Source organism: Aedoeadaptatus coxii, assembly GCF_001553115.1.
GTDB classification, from domain to species: domain Bacteria; phylum Bacillota; class Clostridia; order Tissierellales; family Peptoniphilaceae; genus Aedoeadaptatus; species Aedoeadaptatus coxii.
In genome coordinates this window covers 13478-33908 of the sequence record NZ_KQ960160.1, presented here as the reverse complement: position 1 = coordinate 33908, position 20431 = coordinate 13478, and the positions used below count along the sequence as shown (strand labels likewise).

General features: G+C 48.4%; 20 protein-coding genes and 1 tRNA gene. 7 read left to right on the top strand and 14 right to left on the bottom strand.

Translation table 11 applies throughout. From position 1 onward, the window contains the following. Positions 1–103 precede the first annotated feature (103 nt). From HMPREF1863_RS01665 to HMPREF1863_RS01655, 3 genes are read right to left on the bottom strand one after another with little or no spacing between them, the layout of a single operon-like run. Complete coding sequence (locus HMPREF1863_RS01665) at positions 104–946, bottom strand: 3-hydroxybutyryl-CoA dehydrogenase (protein ID WP_068366797.1); 843 nt, start codon at positions 944–946, stop codon at positions 104–106. A 25-nt stretch (positions 947–971) separates the two neighbouring features. Further along, on the bottom strand, positions 972–1751 hold the full coding sequence (locus HMPREF1863_RS01660; RefSeq protein ID WP_068366795.1) for an enoyl-CoA hydratase-related protein: 780 nt from the start codon (positions 1749–1751) through the stop codon (positions 972–974). A gap of 20 nt (positions 1752–1771) precedes the next feature. Next, complete coding sequence (locus tag HMPREF1863_RS01655; protein ID WP_068366793.1) at positions 1772–2953, bottom strand: acetyl-CoA C-acetyltransferase; 1182 nt, start codon at positions 2951–2953, stop codon at positions 1772–1774. A 231-nt stretch (positions 2954–3184) separates the two neighbouring features. Here HMPREF1863_RS01655 and HMPREF1863_RS01650 point away from each other — a divergent pair. Beyond that, positions 3185–3258, top strand: a tRNA-Gly gene (locus HMPREF1863_RS01650). Between the two features lie 22 nt (positions 3259–3280). On the opposite strand, the gene HMPREF1863_RS01645 is transcribed toward HMPREF1863_RS01650, so the two are convergent. After that, positions 3281–3796, bottom strand: a complete 516-nt coding sequence (locus HMPREF1863_RS01645) for an adenine phosphoribosyltransferase (RefSeq protein WP_068366791.1) — start codon at positions 3794–3796, stop codon at positions 3281–3283. Between the two features lie 68 nt (positions 3797–3864). Here HMPREF1863_RS01645 and HMPREF1863_RS01640 point away from each other — a divergent pair, with 68 nt between their 5' ends. After that, the gene (locus HMPREF1863_RS01640) at positions 3865–5784 is read left to right on the top strand and encodes a fructose-bisphosphatase class III (protein ID WP_068366789.1); all 1920 of its coding nucleotides are present in this window, start codon (positions 3865–3867) and stop codon (positions 5782–5784) included. Between the two features lie 34 nt (positions 5785–5818). Here the strand turns inward: HMPREF1863_RS01640 and HMPREF1863_RS01635 are convergent, their stop codons facing one another. The 9 genes from HMPREF1863_RS01635 to tmk all read right to left on the bottom strand — a co-directional run bounded on the left by HMPREF1863_RS01635 (position 5819) and on the right by tmk (position 12804). Beyond that, a complete protein-coding gene (locus HMPREF1863_RS01635; protein ID WP_068366787.1) occupies positions 5819–7000 on the bottom strand; it encodes an L-lactate MFS transporter in 1182 nt (393 codons plus the stop codon). A gap of 132 nt (positions 7001–7132) precedes the next feature. After that, the gene (locus HMPREF1863_RS01630) at positions 7133–7612 is read right to left on the bottom strand and encodes a ferritin (RefSeq protein ID WP_232300085.1); all 480 of its coding nucleotides are present in this window, start codon (positions 7610–7612) and stop codon (positions 7133–7135) included. A gap of 20 nt (positions 7613–7632) precedes the next feature. Beyond that, entirely contained in the window at positions 7633–7896 is a 264-nt protein-coding gene (locus HMPREF1863_RS01625; RefSeq protein ID WP_068366783.1) for a hypothetical protein, read from the bottom strand. A 53-nt stretch (positions 7897–7949) separates the two neighbouring features. Then, complete coding sequence (locus HMPREF1863_RS01620) at positions 7950–9905, bottom strand: alpha/beta hydrolase family protein (RefSeq protein ID WP_068366781.1); 1956 nt, start codon at positions 9903–9905, stop codon at positions 7950–7952. Further along, positions 9874–10746 (bottom strand): PSP1 domain-containing protein, encoded by an 873-nt coding sequence (locus tag HMPREF1863_RS01615; protein WP_068366778.1) that lies wholly within the window; start codon positions 10744–10746, stop codon positions 9874–9876. The genes HMPREF1863_RS01620 and HMPREF1863_RS01615 overlap by 32 nt, the downstream gene beginning before the upstream one ends. Then, a complete protein-coding gene (locus tag HMPREF1863_RS01610) occupies positions 10733–11590 on the bottom strand; it encodes a DNA polymerase III subunit (protein WP_068366776.1) in 858 nt (285 codons plus the stop codon). The genes HMPREF1863_RS01615 and HMPREF1863_RS01610 overlap by 14 nt, the downstream gene beginning before the upstream one ends. Next, positions 11587–11874: a cyclic-di-AMP receptor gene (locus HMPREF1863_RS01605; protein ID WP_068366774.1), complete on the bottom strand. Its 288-nt coding sequence runs from the start codon at positions 11872–11874 to the stop codon at positions 11587–11589. The genes HMPREF1863_RS01610 and HMPREF1863_RS01605 overlap by 4 nt, the downstream gene beginning before the upstream one ends. Positions 11875–11884: 10 nt before the next feature. Continuing rightward, a complete protein-coding gene (locus HMPREF1863_RS01600; RefSeq protein WP_068366773.1) occupies positions 11885–12187 on the bottom strand; it encodes a cyclic-di-AMP receptor in 303 nt (100 codons plus the stop codon). After that, the gene (gene tmk / locus HMPREF1863_RS01595) at positions 12184–12804 is read right to left on the bottom strand and encodes a dTMP kinase (RefSeq protein ID WP_068366771.1); all 621 of its coding nucleotides are present in this window, start codon (positions 12802–12804) and stop codon (positions 12184–12186) included. The genes HMPREF1863_RS01600 and tmk overlap by 4 nt, the downstream gene beginning before the upstream one ends. A gap of 205 nt (positions 12805–13009) precedes the next feature. Here tmk and rbr point away from each other — a divergent pair, with 205 nt between their 5' ends. Next, entirely contained in the window at positions 13010–13591 is a 582-nt protein-coding gene (gene rbr / locus HMPREF1863_RS01590) for a rubrerythrin (RefSeq protein WP_068366769.1), read from the top strand. 72 nt (positions 13592–13663) lie between these two features. Here rbr and HMPREF1863_RS01585 read toward each other — a convergent pair whose 3' ends face one another. Beyond that, complete coding sequence (locus HMPREF1863_RS01585) at positions 13664–14905, bottom strand: dicarboxylate/amino acid:cation symporter (RefSeq protein WP_068366766.1); 1242 nt, start codon at positions 14903–14905, stop codon at positions 13664–13666. A gap of 116 nt (positions 14906–15021) precedes the next feature. Between HMPREF1863_RS01585 and HMPREF1863_RS01580 the strand changes: the two genes are divergently transcribed. The 4 genes from HMPREF1863_RS01580 to HMPREF1863_RS01565 all read left to right on the top strand — a co-directional run bounded on the left by HMPREF1863_RS01580 (position 15022) and on the right by HMPREF1863_RS01565 (position 20383). Beyond that, on the top strand, positions 15022–15972 hold the full coding sequence (locus tag HMPREF1863_RS01580; RefSeq protein WP_068366764.1) for a magnesium transporter CorA family protein: 951 nt from the start codon (positions 15022–15024) through the stop codon (positions 15970–15972). A 106-nt stretch (positions 15973–16078) separates the two neighbouring features. Beyond that, positions 16079–17257, top strand: a complete 1179-nt coding sequence (locus HMPREF1863_RS01575) for a YkvI family membrane protein (RefSeq protein ID WP_198142694.1) — start codon at positions 16079–16081, stop codon at positions 17255–17257. A gap of 97 nt (positions 17258–17354) precedes the next feature. After that, positions 17355–19190, top strand: coding sequence for an acyltransferase family protein (locus tag HMPREF1863_RS01570; protein WP_068366759.1), 1836 nt, complete (start codon positions 17355–17357; stop codon positions 19188–19190). Positions 19191–19309: 119 nt separating this feature from the next. After that, positions 19310–20383 (top strand): iron-containing alcohol dehydrogenase family protein, encoded by a 1074-nt coding sequence (locus HMPREF1863_RS01565; RefSeq protein ID WP_068366758.1) that lies wholly within the window; start codon positions 19310–19312, stop codon positions 20381–20383. Positions 20384–20431 lie beyond the last annotated feature (48 nt).

The window sequence follows — 20431 nt, the reverse complement described above, 5'->3', positions numbered from 1 at the left end:
TTCTTCTCCTTTATTCCTTGATCTTCTTATTTTATCACGAAAATTCGGGAGTTTAAAAGTCCACGAAAAAACCGACTCTTGCGAGCCGGCTTTTGCTTTTAATTTATTTGTCGTATTTGTAGAAACCTTCGCCTGTTTTTTGGCCGAGTTTTCCGCCGCGAACCATTTTACGAAGTAAGACGTGTGCGCGGTATTTGCTGTCGTGGTAGTCGTTATACATTACGTCCATAATGGCGAGAACTACATCGAGGCCGACCAAGTCGCCGAGAGCCAAGGGGCCCATGGGGTGGTTGGCGCCGAGTTTCATGGCGTTGTCGATGTCTTCTACGCTGGCGACGCCGTCGGCGTAAATGCCCACCGCTTCGTTGATCATGGGGATCAAAATGCGGTTGACGACAAATCCCGGAGCTTCTTCAACTTCAACGGGGGTTTTGCCGATTTCTTTCGAAAGGTCGATGACGAATTGTTTCGTTTCATCCGAAGTGTTCAGTCCGCAAATAACTTCTACAAGTTTCATAACGGGAACCGGGTTAAAGAAGTGCATGCCGATAACTTTTGCCGGGCGATTGGTTGCCGCTGCAATGTCGGTAATGGATAGGGACGATGTATTGGAGGCGAGAATCGTCTTTTCGTCACATAATTCGGCAAGTTCGGTGAAGATACCTTTTTTGATGGTGGGATTTTCCGTAGCGGCTTCGATGATGATGTCGCAATCTTTTAATTCCTTTAAGTCTTCTGTAATTTTTAAACGCGCAATGGCGGCCTTTGCGTCTTCTTCCGACATACGGCCTTTTTCAACATTGCGATTGTATCCTTTTTCGATTTTTTTGTGGGCTTTTTCCAAAGCTTCCGGCGCAATGTCGCGAATAATAACGTCGTGGTGAAGTGCCATAACTTGCGCAATGCCGCTTCCCATAGTACCCGATCCGATAACACCAATTTTCATAGTCAATCCTCCTTATTGAACTAATTTATCTACCTTTAAATTCCGGTTTGCGTTTTTCTAAAAAGGCACTCATGCCTTCTGTTTGGTCTTCGCTTGCAAAGCAGAGGGAGAAGGCCGATTTTTCGATGTCCATACCCGTATGAATGTCCGCTTGGAATCCGTCGACCATGGCGCCTTTTGCATAGGATACGGCGAGTTTGCCGTTCGATGCAATGGTGCGTGCCATGTCCATGGCGGCGTCCATTAATTCTTCGGGAGCGACGACGCGATTGACAAGGCCCACTTCATAGGCGCGATCGGCTTTAATGTTTTTCGCCGTATAGATCATTTCCTTGGCGATGCCGAGGCCGATGGTGCGGGTAAGCCGTTGGGTTCCGCCGAATCCCGGCGTAATGCCGAGGCCCACTTCCGGTTGGCCGAAGACGGCTTTTTCAGAAGCGATGCGAATATCGCAGGCGAGGGCGAGTTCGCAGCCGCCGCCCAAGGCGAATCCGTTAACCGCCGCAATGACCGGTTTCGGCATGCGTTCGATTAACATAAAGGTATCCATACCCAGTTTGGCAAAAGCGTGGGCTTCCGGAGCCGAAAGATCTTTCATTTCGGAAATATCGGCGCCGGCGACAAATGCCTTGCCTTCGCCGGTAATGACGACCACATCGACGGATTCATCGATACTTAAATGATACATACATTTATTTAATTCCGTTAAAAGCTCGGAATTTAATGCATTTAAACTTTTGGGCTTGTTAATAATAACTTTGACGATTTTGTCTTCCCGTTCGACGATAAGATATTTAAATTCCATAAGAATACCTCGTTTTCAAATTACCGTTCCACGACGAGGGCCGTACCTTGGCCGCCGCCGATGCAAAGGGTGGCGAGACCTTTTTGTGCGTCCCGCTTTGCCATTTCATAAAGCAATGTGACGAGAATCCGCGCGCCCGATGCGCCGACCGGGTGGCCGATGGCGATGGCGCCGCCGTTGACGTTCACTTTATCCATGTCGAGACCCAGGGTTTTCACGACAGCACCTGCTTGTGCCGCAAAAGCTTCGTTGGCTTCTACGAGATCCAATTCGCTGAAATCCCATCCGGCTTTTTCCATAGCCTTTTGAGAAGAGGGGATCGGGCCTGTACCCATGATTTTCGGATCCACGCCGGCGGAAGCATAGCTTACGATAGTCGCTAAGGGTTTGACGCCGAGTTCTTTCGCTTTTTCTTCGCTCATGACGATGAGCATGGCGGCGCCGTCGTTAATGCCCGATGCGTTGGCAGCGGTAACCGTACCGCCGTCACGTTTGAAGGCCGGCTTCATGCCGCTAATGCTTTCTTCGGTTACGCCGTCGCGAATGTATTCGTCTTCTTCCACGACGGTGACTTTGCCTTTACGTCCGTGAACTTCTACAGGCACGATTTCATCTTTAAAGCGACCTTCGCTGCGCGCTTTCGATGCAAGTTGTTGGCTGCGTGCCGCAATTTTATCTTGATCTTCGCGGGTTACGTGATATTCTTCCGCTACATTTTCAGCGGTCATACCCATGTGGTAATTGTTGAATGCATCCCAAAGGGCGTCGTTGATCATGGCATCGACGAACACTTTATTGTTCATGCGCGCGCCCCAACGTGCTTCGTTTACGAGGAAAGGTGCGCGAGACATGGATTCCGTACCGCCGGCTAAGACGACATCTGCATCCCCCGCTTTAATCATTTGTGCGGCGAGAGAAACTGTACGTAAACCGGATCCGCAAACTTTATTAATGGTCATAGCGGGAAGGGTAACGGGGCAGCCGGCGCCGATGACGATTTGACGTGCCACATTTTGTCCGAGGCCTGCTTGAATAACATTGCCGATAACGGCTTCGTCGATATCTTCAGGTTTGATGCCTGCGCGTTTAATCGCTTCTTTGGTAGCGGTAATGCCGAGTTCTACAGCACTTACATCTTTAAAAGCGCCGCCGAAAGAACCGACCGGTGTTCTAACCGCACTGGCAATAACAACTTTTCTCATGAATTCATCCTCCTTAAAAGGTTAATTAGTCAATGGCACCACGACAATTCACACCGCCGCGTGTCGAAAACATTCCGACAAACTGTCGGTGGAAATGATTTCCTATAGTCATAGTGTACTCACATCAAGGCCATTTGACAATAGAAGATCGAAAAATAATTATCAAATTATTGGAAAAATTTCCGTCCTCTTGACAGCGTCCCCGCTCAGGCGTAAAATAAAGCCACCTGTGCGGGTGTAGCTCAGTGGCAGAGCCTCGGCTTCCCAAGCCGATCGCGAGGGTTCGATTCCCTTCACCCGCTCCAAGACCTTCGGGTCTTTTTTACTTTATGCGGGAAAATGTAAAAGGGAATCTACTTCCACGCCAATATCGTCTCGGCCGTCGAGTCCGTCGAGCTCGATTAAAAACAGACAGCCTACGACGTCTGCGCCCACTTCTTTACATAATTGCACGGCGGCTTTTCCCGTGCCCCCCGTGGCCAAAAGATCGTCGACAATCAGGACGCGTTCGCCTTTTTCGATGCCGTCGATATGCATTTCAACGGAATCACTTCCGTATTCCAAATCGTAGTGGGTGGCCACAGTTTCGGCGGGGAGCTTGCCGGGCTTTCTGACGGGAACAAATCCTTTCCCCATGGCGTAGGCCATCGGCGCGCCGATTAAAAATCCACGGGCTTCGATGCCCACGATTTTATCGATTTCTTTTTTCTCAGCCAGGGCAATTAATTCCTCGATACATTGTTTAAAAGCGTCGCCGTCTTTTAAAAGGGTAGTAATATCGCGAAAGGTTACGCCCTTCTCGGGATAATCTTCAATGCTTCTGATCATTTTATTTAGATCCATAGGTTACCTCACTTTCTGATCATCTTATGTATACCCTATTATGATATACAACCACATAGGAGAATGTCATGACCAATTTTAACTCTTTTGAAAAAAAATATTTTTCTCTCTTAAAAAATCGCTACCCCGGCCGCCACGAAGCCCTTGCCCAAGTCCTCCTTCTGGAAAGTACCTTGGAGCTGCCGAAGCCCACGGAACATTTTCTAAGCGATCTTCACGGCGAATACATCGCCTTTACCCATGTGCTTCGCAACGCATCGGGGGTTCTTCGCCGCTACATCGACGAGCTCTTCCCCGAAAAAAGTGAAGAGGATAAAAATCTGCTGGCGACGATTTTATATTATCCCGACAAAAAGCTCGCCGATCTCAAGGAAAAAATGGACGAGGATAGGTACTGCCGACTTTTAAAAGAAACTCTCGCCGATTTAATCGTCGTGGCGAAGCGTGTGGCGACGAAATACGATCACGAGCAAATTGAAAGCACCCTTCCCCCTTCGAGGAAGAAGATTTTAAATCTCCTGCTCCTGGAAGATTCCGCGTCGCGGCACAAAAAATCCTACGTCGCCTCTCTTTACGACAATATGATCGCCCTAGGCGAGGCGGAATGTTACATTAAAGATTTGGCCGATCTTTCCGTGCGCTACGTGGTGGAAACCGTGCACATTATTGGCGATATTTACGACCGCGGGGAAGATGCGGAAAAAATCATGGATCAACTCGCAGGAGACGATCGAGTGGACATTCAATGGGGCAATCACGACATCGCCTGGATCGGCGCCGCCGCCGGAAATTTTGCCTTGGCGGCCAATGTCATTCGTATCGCCTTACGGTACAATGTGCTTTCCACCATCGAAGACGGCTACGGTATTAATCTCCTGCCCCTCTTCCGCTACGCCGAGCATTATACGGCGAAGGAGCCTTTTTTTACCAAAAGCCCCGGCCCCGACGATCACGTCAACGAATCCATCGCCAAACTCCACAAGGCCATGGCCATTTTACAATTTAAGGCGGAAGGACAACTTATTCGTCGCCATCCCGCTTACGACATGAACAATATGCTCCATCTGGAAAATCTGGATCTTCAAAACAATACCGTCACCGTAGAAGGAAAGGAATATTCCCTATTAGACGGCGATTTTCCCACAGTCGATCCCCGCGATCCCTACGCCTTTACGAAAGAAGAGTCGGAGGTGGCGGAGCGCATTCGCCAAAGTTTCCTTACGAGCGAAAAACTGCAATCCCATATTCGCACCATGATCGAAAAGGGCAGAATGTATAAAATTCAAAACGGAAATCTCCTCTTCCACGGCTGCATCCCCATGAAAGAGGACGGCCATTTTGAATCGGTGAAACTGTTAGGTGCACCTCTGGAAGGACGTGCACTTTTAGATGCCATGGACGAAAAAGTGCGCCGCGCTTTTTATGAACGAACAGAAGATGACGTGGACTTCCTCTTCTATCTTTGGTGCGGCAAGCATTCGCCTCTTTTCGGCAAAGAGCGGATTACCACCTTCGAACGTTATTTTATCGCCGAGGATGAAACCCATGTAGAGCGCAAGAACCCCTATTACCCTTTAAGGGAAAAAGAAGAGGTGGCGGATCGCATTTTAAAGGCCTTCGGCATCGACGATGTGCGCGGAAAAATCATTAACGGCCACACGCCTGTAAAAAAGCGAAAGGGGGAAAATCCTATTAAAGCCAGAGGGAAAGTCGTGGTCATCGACGGCGGCTTCGCCCACGCCTACCGCAAAACCACGGGCACGGCGGGCTACACGCTGATTTCCAATTCCTACGGCATACTCCTCGCCACCCACGAGCCCATTCGACACGAGGACACCTACATTCGAGAAAATATCGACATGACGTCCTCTCTGGAATTTATTACGGAATACGATACCCGTCGATTAGTAAGAGATACGGACGAAGGCGCCCGCGCCATGGATCAAATTGCCGATTTAAAAACACTCGCCGATTCCTACGGCGACTGATCATAAAAAAAGCCTCCCACGAAGGAGGCTTTTCTTATGCATTTTTCCGTGCTTTTTTTCTAAAGATCATCATGAGGGCGAGTCCGATTATATTGAGGCCTGCCGCCACTAAAAAGGCCATGCTGTAATCCCCGTTGTTCGCCTCTTTAACGGAGGCTGCGAGGACGGGCCCCACGGCGGCGGCGATGCCGCAGGCGGTAAACATGAAGCCGTAATTCGTGCCGTTAAAAGCTTCGCCGAAATTTTCCACCGTAATGCCGGGAAAAATACCCAGAAAGCCGCCGTAGCAAAGGGCGATTAAAATAACGCCTACGACGGAAACATAGGGATGGATGTGGGCAAACATAATGAGCAGCCCGATAGTGGAGACGCCGAACATCATGCTGACGACGGCATAGCGATCGAATCGGTCGGAAATGGAGCCCCATAAAATTCTTCCCAGGGTATTGGATAGGGAGACGATGCTCACGATGGCCGTTACGAGGGCCAGTGTAAAGCCTAAGTGATCTTGTGAAATGGGCGATGCGTGGCCGATGATCATCATGCCGCTAATGCTTCCCATAATGTAAATAAACCAAAGCACCCAAAAGCTCGCCGTGCGAAGCATTTCCGACGGGCGCTTGTCTCTTTCCGATACCCTGCGTTCTCCTCCTTCTTTTTTCGGGACAGAAAGAATAAGGGAACATGTGCAAATAATAATTAAAATGGCGATGCCCAAGATTCGGAAGGCGCTCAAAACACCGTAGTGTTGAATAAGATTCGCCGCTACCGGGGCAAACACAATGGCACCGGAGCCGAAGCCCGCCGCGTTAAGGCCGCTGGCGAGGCCGCGTTTATCGGGAAAGAGGGTGACGGTGGTGGCGATGGTGGCGCCGTAGGCCATGCCGATGCCGAGGCCTGAAATTAAACCGTAGCTTAAGTAAAGCCAGCTCAAGCTTTTCATAAAGGATGTCATAATAAAGCCGAGGCCGAATAAAAGGCCGCCTAAAAAAGTAATGAGTCTGGGCCCCCGCTTATCCAGTATGGGTCCGAAGAGGATCATGCCTACGGGCCCCATGCCGAAGGAAATGCTAAAGGCCAGCGTCGCCTTGGCGGCTGAAAATCCGAAAAGCTCCACTAAGGGGCCTTGAAATACGCTCCACGCATAGCCCGCGCCGAGGCACAAGTTGATCATAATACACGCCGCTAAAATCAGCCAGCGATTACAAGTTTTCATATGGACTCCTAGTCTTTAACAAATTTAATGCAATGTTCAGTCGTGGTTATCTTGTCAAAGTTCTAAGGGTACTTCAATCTTTAAATACACGCAAAAAAGCCCCGCCGCGAGGCAGGGCTTTCATTCTGACGGTTACCGTTGGCCGAGTTTGGCATCCAAAATATAGAGGCCGTCCCAGCTTTCGCGAACGCGTTCCAATTGTTCGATAATGTCGCGGAAGGAGTCTTCTTCTTCTCGTTGTTCTGCAATAAATTGATTGAGGAATTGTTGGGTATCGAGGCAACCTACTTCTAAAGCATCTTTGTAAATAGCTTTAATGCGTCTCGATACTTCTTTTTCGTGTTCCAATGCGGCTTTAAAGGTGTCGGTGAAGTTACCGTATTCAGCTTCCGGTTTTGCAATGGCTTCATATACCGGATTGAATTCCATTTCGAGCATAAATTTGTAGAATTCAAGGGCGTGGTCCATTTCTTCTTTAGCTTGTGCCGTAAAGAAATGGCTGAAACCGTGCATGCCTTGGAGTTCAACGTAGTTGGCCATGGCCATGTAAATATAAGCGGATTCGATTTCAAAGTTTAGTTGTTCATTTAATTTTGCTTTTAAGTCCATCATGTTCCTCCTTGATGACTATCTTAAATGTAAGGTTCGTATACGCTGTACACTTCCATGCCCGCGTCCAATAAAAATGCGAGTACGGTGGGAATTTCCTTCGCTTCCAGTTGAAGGCGTATGCCGTTAAATCGAAACATACAACGCCCCGCATAGGGACTGTCGGATCCGTTTAAAAGATCCAATAATCGATCGCCTTGGGTCCGCATATCGCCGATTTGAAAAAACACATTTCGGAAGCCTTTACTTTCGGGCTCTATGGATTTGATTAAAAGTGTATCGTGCATAAACTTTACCCCCACAACTCTTTTCAATCCATTCATACCCCGTAAAAAATTTTTTAATCATTTTTTGATTCGATTCGCATATTATCCAACGCCACTTCCCCGTCGGTGGTCAGCACGATGCGACGAAGATCGTTCATATGAAAGTGAGGATTTTTTTCGGCTATTGTTTTTTCTCCTATGCGATAACTTACGAGGGCGGATTTCCTTTCCGTCTTGTCGGCGAGCTGTTGCCATTTTAGGAGCATGGTCTCCAGAGGCGAGCGGAAATTTTCTTTGTCGACTTGAATTTCTACCGATTGGCCGTTTTTATCTTCCAGCGTAAGGGTCATGTTCGGTACCGATCCCGTCGGCGCTATATCCATGGCAAAGTCCCCTGAAAGGGATTGGGGAATGGTGGCCGTCAGCGTACCCCGTATATAGGCGACGTGATTGTTTCCACCTCTGCCCGCAGGTTGGAAATGTTTTTCCGTATGGGTGCCGTCCATGGAAAGGGCGGCGCCTTTTAATGTGGCGGTAGTGAGTTCCGCGTCTTCTTCAAAATCGGCAATGACGAGACCCGGCTTTTGCCGCGCCATGAAATAGGGAGCGGAGGGAAGATACTCTTTCGGATTGTCCAATAGTCCCTCGTCTTCTATAAAGCCATATGCCAATACTTCCAAAAAACGCTCCTGCTCTTTGCCGTCCATAATGTCCGCTCGGTGGAGCGTGGCGGCGAGGAGACCCTCCCGATCGAGGTTCCCCCATTGAGTATTGAATTTGCTGTGATTGGCGTAACCCACGAGGACTTGCATCTTTTCCCCGTCGGTGCGCACGTATTGATCCATTCCTTCGAGAGAGGACACGTCCTGATCGTGGGTTCCCTGAATCAACAGATAGGGTACGTTTAAATCCACGGGTCGATCCCCCGGACTGTACTGACCGTCTGTAGGCGCCACGGCAATGACGCCGGCAGCGTGGAGATTTTTCGTCGCCTCCCCCGTATCCGGGTTTTTCGTAAGACCGACGAGGGCACCCGCCACCGCCGCCGCTTCGCCGCCTCGGCTGTGGCCGCCGAAGTATAATCGGTTTTTGTCGAATCGCTTGGCGAGTCGGGGATCGTTTAATATAACCGATGCATGATCCATAAGCCCCAGAGCGCGGGCGTCATTTTCGCCGCTAAAGCCTTTTTGCAAAAAGGCATTATAGTGGGATTGCTCCACGGAGACAAAGCCTATGCCCCGCGCCGCCAAATAGCGGCCGAGGTAATCGTAGCCTTTGTAATTGTCCGCCAGCATATTGTGATTGCCGTGAACAAAGACGAGAAGGGGCGCGTGCATTTTGCCCTTGGGCATGTAAATTTCCCCTATGTAGGGTATGCGACCGGGTGTGTAGCCGAAATATTTTTCGCGAAGCGTCGATTGGTGCTTGGGCACATTGACGTAGCGACTGTAACTTTCGGTGCCGAAATCGTACGTTTTCCCCGGCCCGTAATGAATGGTCTCCACTTCGTAGCGCGGGGGAATGTCTTTTTTCGCCTGCGCGATGGCCCCGCGAGTGGGGATCCCCGGAAAAACCGCCGACAACACCACGACGCCTAAGGCGAGGACGCCGGGAAGGGCGAGAAGAGGCCGCCTTTTCCGCCCTTCCATGCAAAAGGCAAAGAGCCAAAGGAGAGCCGTCGCCACCACCGTAATGGTGTCGATCCAATGGCCTGCAGAAGGCCCGAGAGAACTGCTTTGCGATTGCACATCGTCGATACAATAGGCGATGGCGATGACGAGCCCCACTTCGATGCCCAAGGGAGAGATCCATTTCCCTAAAAAACGATCCCCCAAGTAGAGGGCGAGTTTCAATAATAAAAAATAAATCCCCCAAAGCAGCCCGATGGCGACGATATGGGGGATTTTATCTTGAAAGAAAAAGCCCGGAAAGTGATCCATGAGAAAAATGGCGATAAAAATTAAAAGCCATTCACTTCGCCTGTAGGCTTTTTTCGGATCAAGTTCTGGTACTTTCGGAGTGGCATTCATGGCCACAGCCTCCTTTTTCGCAATGTCCGCGACCTAATTCGTCGGTGGAAAAGACGTGGAATTCGATGCCGTCTTCCCCTTCGATTTTTACTTTCACCATGGCCTTTAATGTGGAACGGCTGACGACGACGCCTTTTCCCGCCGGCGTATACACTCGATTGCCGATGCGGGGAAGTTTCTTTAAGTTTTCGGCGTAGCCTTCCTGTTCGTAGCGCAAACAACAGAGCAAACGGCCGCAAATGCCGCTAATGGATTCCGGATTCAGGGAAAGCCCCTGATCTTTCGCCATGTTAATGCTGACGGGGTGAAAATCTGTCAAAAAAGAAGCGCAGCAACATTCACGGCCACAGGGCCCGAGGCCGCCGACGATTTTCGCCTCGTCTCGTACGCCGATTTGGCGCAGTTCAATTCTGGTTTTAAAAACCGACGCCAAATCTCGCACCAGGCGGCGGAAATCCACGCGATCGTCCGCGGTGAAATAAAAGAGGAGCTTGGAATTATCGAAGGTGTATTCCGCGGAAGTCAGCCGCATATCCAACCCGTGTTCTTTTACTTTTTCCTCGCACACCAAAAGTGCCTGACGGGCGAGGTTGCGATTGGTAATAAAGCGATCCTCGTCTTCTTGTGTGGCGATGCGCACGACGGGCTTCAGCTCGCCGACGATCTCCTCTTCCACCACCTCTTGGCATTTTGTCGCCGTAAAGCCGTATTCCGTGCCTCGTGAGGTTTCGATAATCACCGCCTGATCTATCTCCGGCCGCCATTCGCCGGGATCGAAATAATAGACTTTTCCGCGGCGTTTAAAGCGCACGCCGATGACTTCTCGTTTAGTGTCGGTCACTCTCTTTTAAACCTCCAAACTTCAGAAGCAGCCATTCCATGGCCAGCTCCTTGTTGACATTGCTTTCTATATAACGGGTCGCCTTTAAGACGGCCTCGTAAAGTTCAAATACACTTTCCCCCATAAACTCCGCCTGTTTTGAAATCATGGGGCCGTAATCTTTATTGTCGATGCGCTCCAAATCCCCTGTGGCATACACTACAGCCACATCGCGAAGATAACTCGTCATGTAGCGGAGCACATCCTGTAAGCGGTCTTTTTCTTCCTCCACCATGTGGCGAGCCAAAAAAGCCTCTTCCTTCCGCTCCGCCACTTTTTGAATCAGCGTCAAACTGCGATGGCGAAGTTCCTCATCCCGCTTTTCCTCTTCCCCTAAATCGATGAAGCCCGATCGGGAACGAATGGTGGGCAAGATGGCCTCCGGTTTTTCCGTAAGGAGCAAAAAGCCCGTCTTTTGCGGCGGTTCTTCCAGTAATTTTAAAAGGGCATTTTGCCCTTCCGGCGTCGCCGTGTCGAAATCCTGAAATACGAAAAGCTTGCCGTTTTCCAAATAAGAGGTCATGGCGGCTTCGTCGATGACCTCTTCGATGCTTTCTTTTTTGATGGACGCTTTCGACGTTTTTTTCGTGGGGACGACTTCGATGTAATCGGGGTGATTGCTTCCATTTCCCGCGCCGCTTTCAAAGAGACGACAGGAAGGGCAGCTGCCGCAAGGCTTGGAATCGCCCGTGCACAAAAAGCCCTTGCCGTATTCCCTGGCAAAGGCGAGGGTCGATTCCCTTCCCCCTTTGACGACGAAGCCGTGAAGAGAGGATTGGAGCGCCTCGTTCAGTTTTGAACTCAAATGCTGAGCCCTTTCACTAAATCCACTGCAAAGACGTGGGCGCCGGAATGTACGCTTTCGGGATCATCGTGATCGCCGATGACGCGCTGAAAAATGTCTTTCAATTCGCCGTATTGATCGTCGCTGACGCCGATGACGACGGTGGTATTGCCTTCTTTTAAAAAGCCACCACTGGAAGCCATTTCCGTTACGGAAATTTCCGCCTCCAAAAGTTCATCTATAAAATCACCGATAAAGCGATCGGCAATAATGGCAAAGACCATTTTATCCATGAGCTTGTCCATGATGCACTCCTTAATAACGACTGTATTCCGACACGTCGAGAATAAAAATCGTCGCTCCGCCGACCCGTACATTTAAAGGATAGGGCATGGCGATCATGGAAGTGGCCTCTTCCCGCACGGAACAATTTTCTTCTAAAATATCGAAGAGTTCGTCCATATCTTTTTCTTCCACGCCCATCATTAAAGTAGTGTTGCCGGCTTTTAAAAATCCGCCGGAGGTGGAAAGTTTCGTCACGCGGAAACGCTTTTCCGTCAAGGCGTCTACGACATTTCCTGCATCCTGATCTTGAACAATGGCAAATATAAGTTTCATCGTAAATGGCGCTCCTTTTCAATAGCGTGGATGCAATCTTTCAAAACCGACCCTTTGTCTTGAGTGCTGTCGATCCATGTCAATGCATCGCCACGATTATTAGCTAATATTCTGTAATTTTCCTGAACGGAAAGGCGTATGTCTTCATCCGATTCCAAACGATCCGCCGCCCGATCGGTAATGCGATCGAATGAGGATCCCTCGGGATGATGTAAATAAAGGGTAATGTCCGGGGCGAGTCCGCCGGTGGCAAAATCGTTAATGGCTTCCACAGGTCCTACGCCCAATTTTCTCGAAAGGCCCTGATAGACAAGGCTTGAAAACACGTAACGCTCCGAGATCACCATTTTCCCCGCGCGCAGTGCCGGAAGAATCACTTCCTCCACATGTTGGGCGCGACTTGCCGCATAAAGCAATGCTTCCGTGCGAGGATGCATCTCGTGATTGTCGTTGGATAGTAAAATCTCGCGAATGGCCTCGCTGATTTTTGGCCCGCCCGGCTCCCGGGTGTGAACGATATCGAGACCTTTTTCTTTGTAGTAATGATAAAGCCCTTCGGCCACCGTGGATTTTCCCGTTCCGTCGGCGCCTTCAATGACGATAAAAATTCCTTTCAAAAGATCCCCCCTTTTCCTTAGTATACCATAGCCGCGCCATTGTCTTTCAATTTTCAGACAGATGGCGGCTTTTCTTTTAATAATACGGTACATTTTTTCAACTATCAGTATATCACGCCGTTATTTAATTAAAAATGTTTAAACAAGCAACTACAATGGTATAGTTGATAATGTCAACAGAATGATAGTTTATAGGAGGCATACTATGTCATTAAAAGGTACACAAACAGAAAAAAACTTGCTCATCTCTTTCGCAGGAGAATGTCAAGCAAGTATGCGTTACACTTTGTTTGCTAAACAAGCAAACAAAGACGCATCGGTTCAAATTAAAAATATTTTTGAAGAAACCGCACGCAACGAACGTGAACACGCCGCTCGCTTCTACAAACATCTTCAAAAACATGTGAATGATTCTGAAATCAATGTCGATTGGAATTACCCCGTTCACACAGGCGATACCGCAAGCAATCTTAAAGCGGCTGCCGAAGGGGAAAATGAAGAAGCCAGCAGCATGTATCCCGAATTTGCAAAAATCGCAAAAGAAGAAGGATTCGACGATATTGCAAGCGACTGGATCGAAATCGGCGAAGTAGAAGAAGCTCACAGAGATCGCTACCTTAAACTTCTCGAAAATGTCGAAAAAGGCAAACTCTTCGAACGTGACGAAGTCGTTCTTTGGAAATGTAACAACTGCGGTTACATTCACGAAGGCAAAACCGCTCCGAAAGAATGCCCGGCTTGCCACCATCCCCAAAAATGGTTCGAACTTTTTGTCGAAAACTATTAAAAAGAATTTGCTGCACAAAAAAAGCGAGCTTCGGCTCGCTTTTTTATTGGGATGATATTTTACTCAATGGTTTTAAGCTTCCTGCATGGCTTCGATTTCATCTTCTTTCGTCTTAGCCCGTTTCAAAATGTGCTTAAAGTAGAAACGTTCCACGAGCATGGAAACCGCATTGTCTCCCGCTACGTTGGCCGCCGTACCGAAGGAGTCTTGGGTCAGGTAGAGAGAAATTAAAATCGTCGCCATGGGAGAATCCGATGCCACGCCGACTACGGGCAGGAAGGGCAATGCACTCATGACCGCGCCGCCCGGTGCGCCGGGAGCCGCTACCATGGCGATGCCTAAGATGGCGATAAATTTAATAATCAAGCCGTAGCTATGGGGCATATCGTACATAAAGAGCAAGGTGTAAACGCAGGATGTAAGGGTAATCATCGAGCCCGGCAAGTGAACGGTCGCCGCCAAGGGGATGACGAATTCGCGAATTTGACGGATGACGCCCATTTGGCGGTTACAATCGACGTTAACGGGAATCGTCGCCGCAGACGATTGGGTACCCACTGCCGTAAAATAAGCGGGGAGCATTTTGACGAAGGTCTTCGCCGGATTGCGACCGGTAACTGTTCCCGCCACCATAAACATCGCGAAGATGTAAATAATGTGGAGCACGAGAATGCAGCCGAAGATGCGAATAAAAATAGATAAAATGGCAAAAACGCTGCCGGAATATGCCATGTTGGCAAAATTTCCGAAAATAAAAAATGGAAGTAAAGGTATAATAGCCTTTGCAAGCACCATATTGATCATTTCGTTAAATTCGTTGATGATGCCGTAGAATGTTTCGCCTCTTCCTTTGGTGCGCATAATGGATACGCAAAGGCCGACGATAAAGGCGAGGACGAGGGCGCCCGTTACTTCAATGGCGGGGTTTAAGGGGAGTTCAAAAAATGGCTCTAATGTTTTTTCAGAAGCCTGTTGAATCTTTTCCACCATGTCCGCAGAAATAAAACGGGGGAACAGGGAGTGGGCCATGCCGTAGGAAAGACTTCCCGCAATAAGAGTGGATGTATAGGCGATGCCTACGGTCACGAGGAGAAGTTTTCCCGCTCCTTCCGATAAATCGGCAATCCCTTTTGCCACAAAGGCGATGATCATAAGGGGAATGATAAAGTTTAAAAACTTTCCAAAAATACCGGAGAAAGTAACGGCAATTTTAGTCACCACTTCAGGGCAATATAAACCGACGACAGTACCCAGAATAATCGCTAAAATAAGTTTAGGGATTAAGCCCAGGGTAAAGGCCTTTTTGTTTGTCATATTAACCTCCTAATAGAGTAAAGTAAAATATCGTGGCTCTATTATACCAAATAGATCCAAAAAAGAGAGTCAAATTACGAAAGTACACATTTAATTTTAAGTCCGGAGGGATTTTTATGAAATATTACGTTCACCGCCGCGATCAAATGTATCATTTAGATACTGAGCCGAGCCCCCAAAATGAAGAAAGCCATTGGATTCATCTTATCAACCCAACCGAGGAAGAGATTGCATCCCTTTCGAGAGATTATCAGGTGCCCGAATCCATTCTCTCCTCCGTCGCCGACCCGAGCGAGGTGGCGCGAAGCGAAGGCCGTTACAATTCCGCATATGATTTATTTATTTTGCGCTATCCCGTGGAAGTGGAAGAAGGGGTTTACGAAACGCGCCCCTTGGCCATGATCAATACCGCCGAACGGGTCATCACCGTAAAATACGACGACGACCAATCCTTTGCCGACTTTTTAAAGGGAAAGGGACATCGGCTCATTGAAGACGACAATTTCCCCAAGGAAAAGATTCTCGTGGACTTGGCATACCATATTTGCAAATCCTATATTGATTTTACAAAAAACATCAACGCCCACATCGAACGTTTGGAAAAAGACATTGCCCGCTCCACAAAAAGCGACACCATTCGCGAGCTTATCAGCCTGTCGAGAAGTTTAATCCGCTTTTCCATGGCCACGGAAGATAACGAGCCCGTCCTCCACGCCCTATTTAATCTCGACACCTTAAACAGCTCCCCTACCCGCAATCAACTGCTTAATGATTTAAAAATCGAAAGCACCCAAGCCCGGGTCATGGTAAAAGAAGCGTCAGTCACGGTGGAAAAACTTTCCGATCTCTACTCGAGCCTCGTGGGAAATAATTTAAACGACGTTATGAAGACCCTCACTTCCATTACCATTCTCTTGACCGTACCTACCATTATCGGCGGTTTTTGGGGCATGAACACTTCTCTCCCCATGTCCGAAGGCCCTTACGCCTTCTGGAATTTACTGGCTCTTACCATTGCGGTCATCGTGTTAATGTACTTTTATTTGAAGAAAAAAGATTATCTGTAGACTAAAATATACCTTTTGTCATCATTGAATAGGCTTGTCCTTTAAAAGATTTTTGGTTAGTGATATAATTTTGTCATAAAGTATGTTCCGAGATTGGAGGCTTGTCGTGAAAAAAGACAATAAGTACATTACTTCCATCAGTTTCGGCGTCGCCACCGTTTGGTTTTCCACTCACTGCGGAGCAGGTTTTGCTTCCGGTACGCAGGAACTCCAATTCTTCGCCAACCACGGTTGGTTTGGCGTTTTGATGCCGATTCTTACCTTTATCCTTATCGCCGTCACCTATTACGTCGGTTTGGAAACTGCACGTCAAACAGATAAATGGGGCTACGATGCCTGGTCGAAAGAAGCCTACGGAAAATATTCCAAAGTGCTTACCCCGGCAATGGATGTAAGTGTTATCATTACCACCATCGCCGCATCTGCCGCCACCATTGCATCGGGTGGGCTTTTAGCCAATCAATACCTTGGACTCCCCGTCCTCTTGGGATCGGTGATTATGCTCATTATCGTCACCTTACTCGTTATTTTCGGCGAAGAGCTGGTCAGAAAAAATGCCACTATTATGACGATTTTAATCTTAGCTATTATTTCCATCGTAATCGTCGCCGGCTTAATTAAATTCGGGCCCGATATCGCTCGTCTTTTCAGAGAAGGCTACGTCAACCCGAAAGCCACTAAATGGGGCATTTCCGCTTCCGATGAAACGGTACACGGCAATGTGCTCAACTCCCTTTTATGGGCTTTAACCTATGCCGGTTTCCAAATCAGTGCCATCGGCGGTATTACCGCATCTTTTAAGGGTGGTCAATACAAAGAAGAATCGAAAGGCGCCATGATGATCGGCTGCATTATGAACATCATCATGCTCGTTGGCATTTGCCTTTTGATCTTCTCTCAAATGCCGGATATTTATTTAAGCGAAGCTACCCGCGCACTTCCTACTATCGCCGTAGTCGAACAGTTAAATATCCCCATCTTGCAAGTTTTATATCCCATTCTCCTGTTCCTCGCGTTAATTACTACCGCCGTCGGTTTTATCTTCGGCATCGTTACCCGCGTAGAACCTCACGTTATGAAAAACGAAACCAATCCCGTAAAGAAAAAAGCCATTATCGCCGTGATCTCCCTGATCGTCTGCTATTTGGTTTCCACTCTCGGCCTGATGTGGATCGTTCAAAATGCATACAAATACCTTGGAATTTTCAACTGGGCACTTATTATTCTGCCCCTTTGGATCTTAGGATATAAAAACATTCATAAGCGAGATAAACTTGCCCGATAAAACTTTTCCGAAACAATAATCAGGAACGTACTTTTCATGACGCTATGTTATACTTAGAATGGCCTTGCGGCCATTCTTTTTATTTGGAGTTGATGATATGCAATCGCGGGAGATCCGTTCGTTTACAGGTATTCGCGCCCTGGCTCTTTGGGGCGTCATCTTATACCACCTTTATCCCCATATTATTCGAGGCGGCTATTTAGGCGTCGTCATTTTCTTTGTCTTGTCTGGCTATCTTTTAATGGCGCAGCATTTGACGAGCACAAAAGACGATCCCTTGCAAAAGTTTAAAAAACAATACATAAAATTAACGCCCCCTCTTTTACTCGTGGTGACCGTCACCCTGGTCTTTGCCGCTCTCTTTTTTAGAGATGATTTCCACGACGTCCTCTACTCCGGCGCGGCGGCCATTTTAGGCGTCAATAACTGGCAACAAATTTTTAGAGGCCTTTCTTACTTCGATCTCCACGGAAAATTTTTGCCCTTTACCCACTTTTGGGCTCTTTCCGCACAGATTCAGTTTTACTTCATATGGGCCATTCTAAGAAAATGCTTCGGCAACCATAGAGAAAAATTTGCCCTTTCCTTAGCCGTTACGGGCATCCTCTCTCTCTTCCTTATGACGGGAATGAAGCCCTTTATGGACGATGCCACCCGCATTTATTACGGCACGGACACCCGTTTCTTTTCCTTTACCATCGGCGCCCTCGCCGGCATGATCGGCTGCCAAGGGAGCTTTAACAAATCCCAAAAGCGCAAATCCAATCTTGTCTCCCTTTTAATCGCCCTTATGCTCCTTTGCTTCCTCCTCTTTAAAGAGGGAAGCTTCCTCTATTATGGCGGCATGCTCTTCTTTACCCTGGCCATGTCCCTTCTTCTCTTAATTACGGCGCGAGACGACAACCGCGCGGCGAAAATGTTGGACAATCCCCTGCTCCGCTATTTCGGCACGAGAAGTTACGAACTCTACCTGTGGCAATACCCCGTCATGCTCGTGTTCCGTCAACTTTTTTCCCACTCCGAATTTTCCTACCACACGGTGGTACTTTTGCAAATGCCCGTGCTCTTCGCCTTGGGTGAAGGAACCTATCGCCTGTTCCGCTCGCAATCGAAGAAAAAAACGGTGCGACTATCCCTCGCCGTCTTTCTCCTCGTAGGTATTCTCGGCGGCATCATCATTCCCACGCCTAAAGAAAACGAAATGGAACGGGCGCGCCTCGAAGCCATCGCCGCTCAAAAAAGAGAAGCGGAACGGAAAAAAATAGAGGCTGAAAATGCAGAACTCAGCGAACCCATTCGAGAAATCAACGAAAAATGGCCCGAACTCGCCCTCTCCGCGAGAGATCTAAAGACGCTTGAAACGAAAAAGGGCCTGATGATCGGCGACAGCATTACGGAAATGACGGCGGTCACCATCGAAAACCTGCTGCCGAATTTTAAAATCGACGGCAAAAAGAACCGCCAAATGGTACAGGCAAAAGACATTCTCACCTCTTACGACCTTTCGAGCCTCGGCGCCGATGCCCCCATCGTCATTCAACTGGGCACCAACTCCGATTTTAAACAAAAAGTATTGAATCAACTTTTAGACGCTTGCGGCGATCACCCGGTTTATTTAATGACCACCGTCATTCCCGACCCCTGGGAAGCCAGCGTCAACGATAAATTTAAAGAAGAGGCGAAAACCCGGGACAATGTTCACATTATCGACTGGTATAAAATCGCTAAAGAACACGAAGATCTTTTCGTAAAAGACCACACCCACCCGAAAGGGCTCGGCATGGATTTATTTGCCCAAACGATAGCAAAACATATGTTGTCGCAGAAAAAAGAAGGGAAAAAACAGGCGCCGAAATCGAAAAAACCACATGGCTTTAAAGCTTTGTTCCAAAGAAAAAGCGACGAGTCCACACCCGACAATGAGCAGAGTTAAACTCTGCTTTTTGTTTGCTCATTTTTAAAAATCGAAAAAAATACGCCCTTCACCTTGTTCGAGGAAACCCGTTTTAGTATAGTAACGAATATAATGTTGTACACTGGAGGAGGAATTTTATGTTAATGCCAAATTATTACGTATCAAACGACGGCTACCCCGATCTCGCTCGGGCGCTGAAAGAAAAAGGCTATGAAAAAGTAGTCTTAATCGGCGGCAAGCGCGCATTGCACGCCGCGGCGCCGAAAGTGGAACGCGCCCTTCGCGGAGAAGGCATCACCATTACCGGCGAAAAAATCTACGGCGTGGAATGTACGGAAGCCAATATCCGCCGACTGGCTGAAGACGAAGACGTCTTGGCGGCCGATGTGCTCCTTGGCATCGGCGGCGGCAAAGCCATCGATACGACGAAGGTCGTCTCCCTTGAAATCGGAAAACCCGCTTTTTCCATTCCCACCATTTGCTCCAATTGCGCGGCCATGACCGCCATCGCCGTCGTCTATAACGAGGACGGCAGCGTCTCGCACTACGCCTTCCCCCATTCCCCCTCGGATATTTTTATCGACCTTTCCATTATTGCCGAAGCGCCGGATATTTATTTCTGGGCGGGCATCGGCGACGGCTTGAGCAAACAACCTGAAGTACTCTATGCCTCCAGCGGCGAAGACTTAAACCACATGGCGCGCCTCGGTGTGGGCATCGCCAAAACCTGCCAAGAACCTCTGCTGCTCTACGGAAAAGAAGGCTTCGAGGATGTTAAAAACAATCGCGTAAGCCGCGCCGTGGAAGAAGTGGCCCTTACCATTTTAGTTTCCACAGGCTACGTTTCAAACCTTACAAACTGCGACGACTTTTATTACAACTCCTCGCTCGCCCACATCTTCTTCGATACGTCCTGCGCCATTCAACGGGAAGGCAACTACCTTCACGGCGAAGTCGTCTCCTTTGGCGTCCTCGTGCTCCACGCCTATACGGGCAACGACGAAGAGCTTGAAAAAATCGCCAAATTTAATAAATCCTTAGGCCTACCCACGACCCTCGCCGATGTAGGGCTTGAAGAAAAAGATTTAGACGCCATGATGGAGATCGTCCCCGAAACCATCGAATACAAACGCTCGCCCCAAGTTATTTCCATTAAACGATTAAAAGAAGCGGCATTAAAAGCCGATCGCTTCGGCCAATCGCTCCAATAAACAGCCCTTCAGTTGATCCCTGAGCTTTGCTTTTGAAGTTATTGAGTC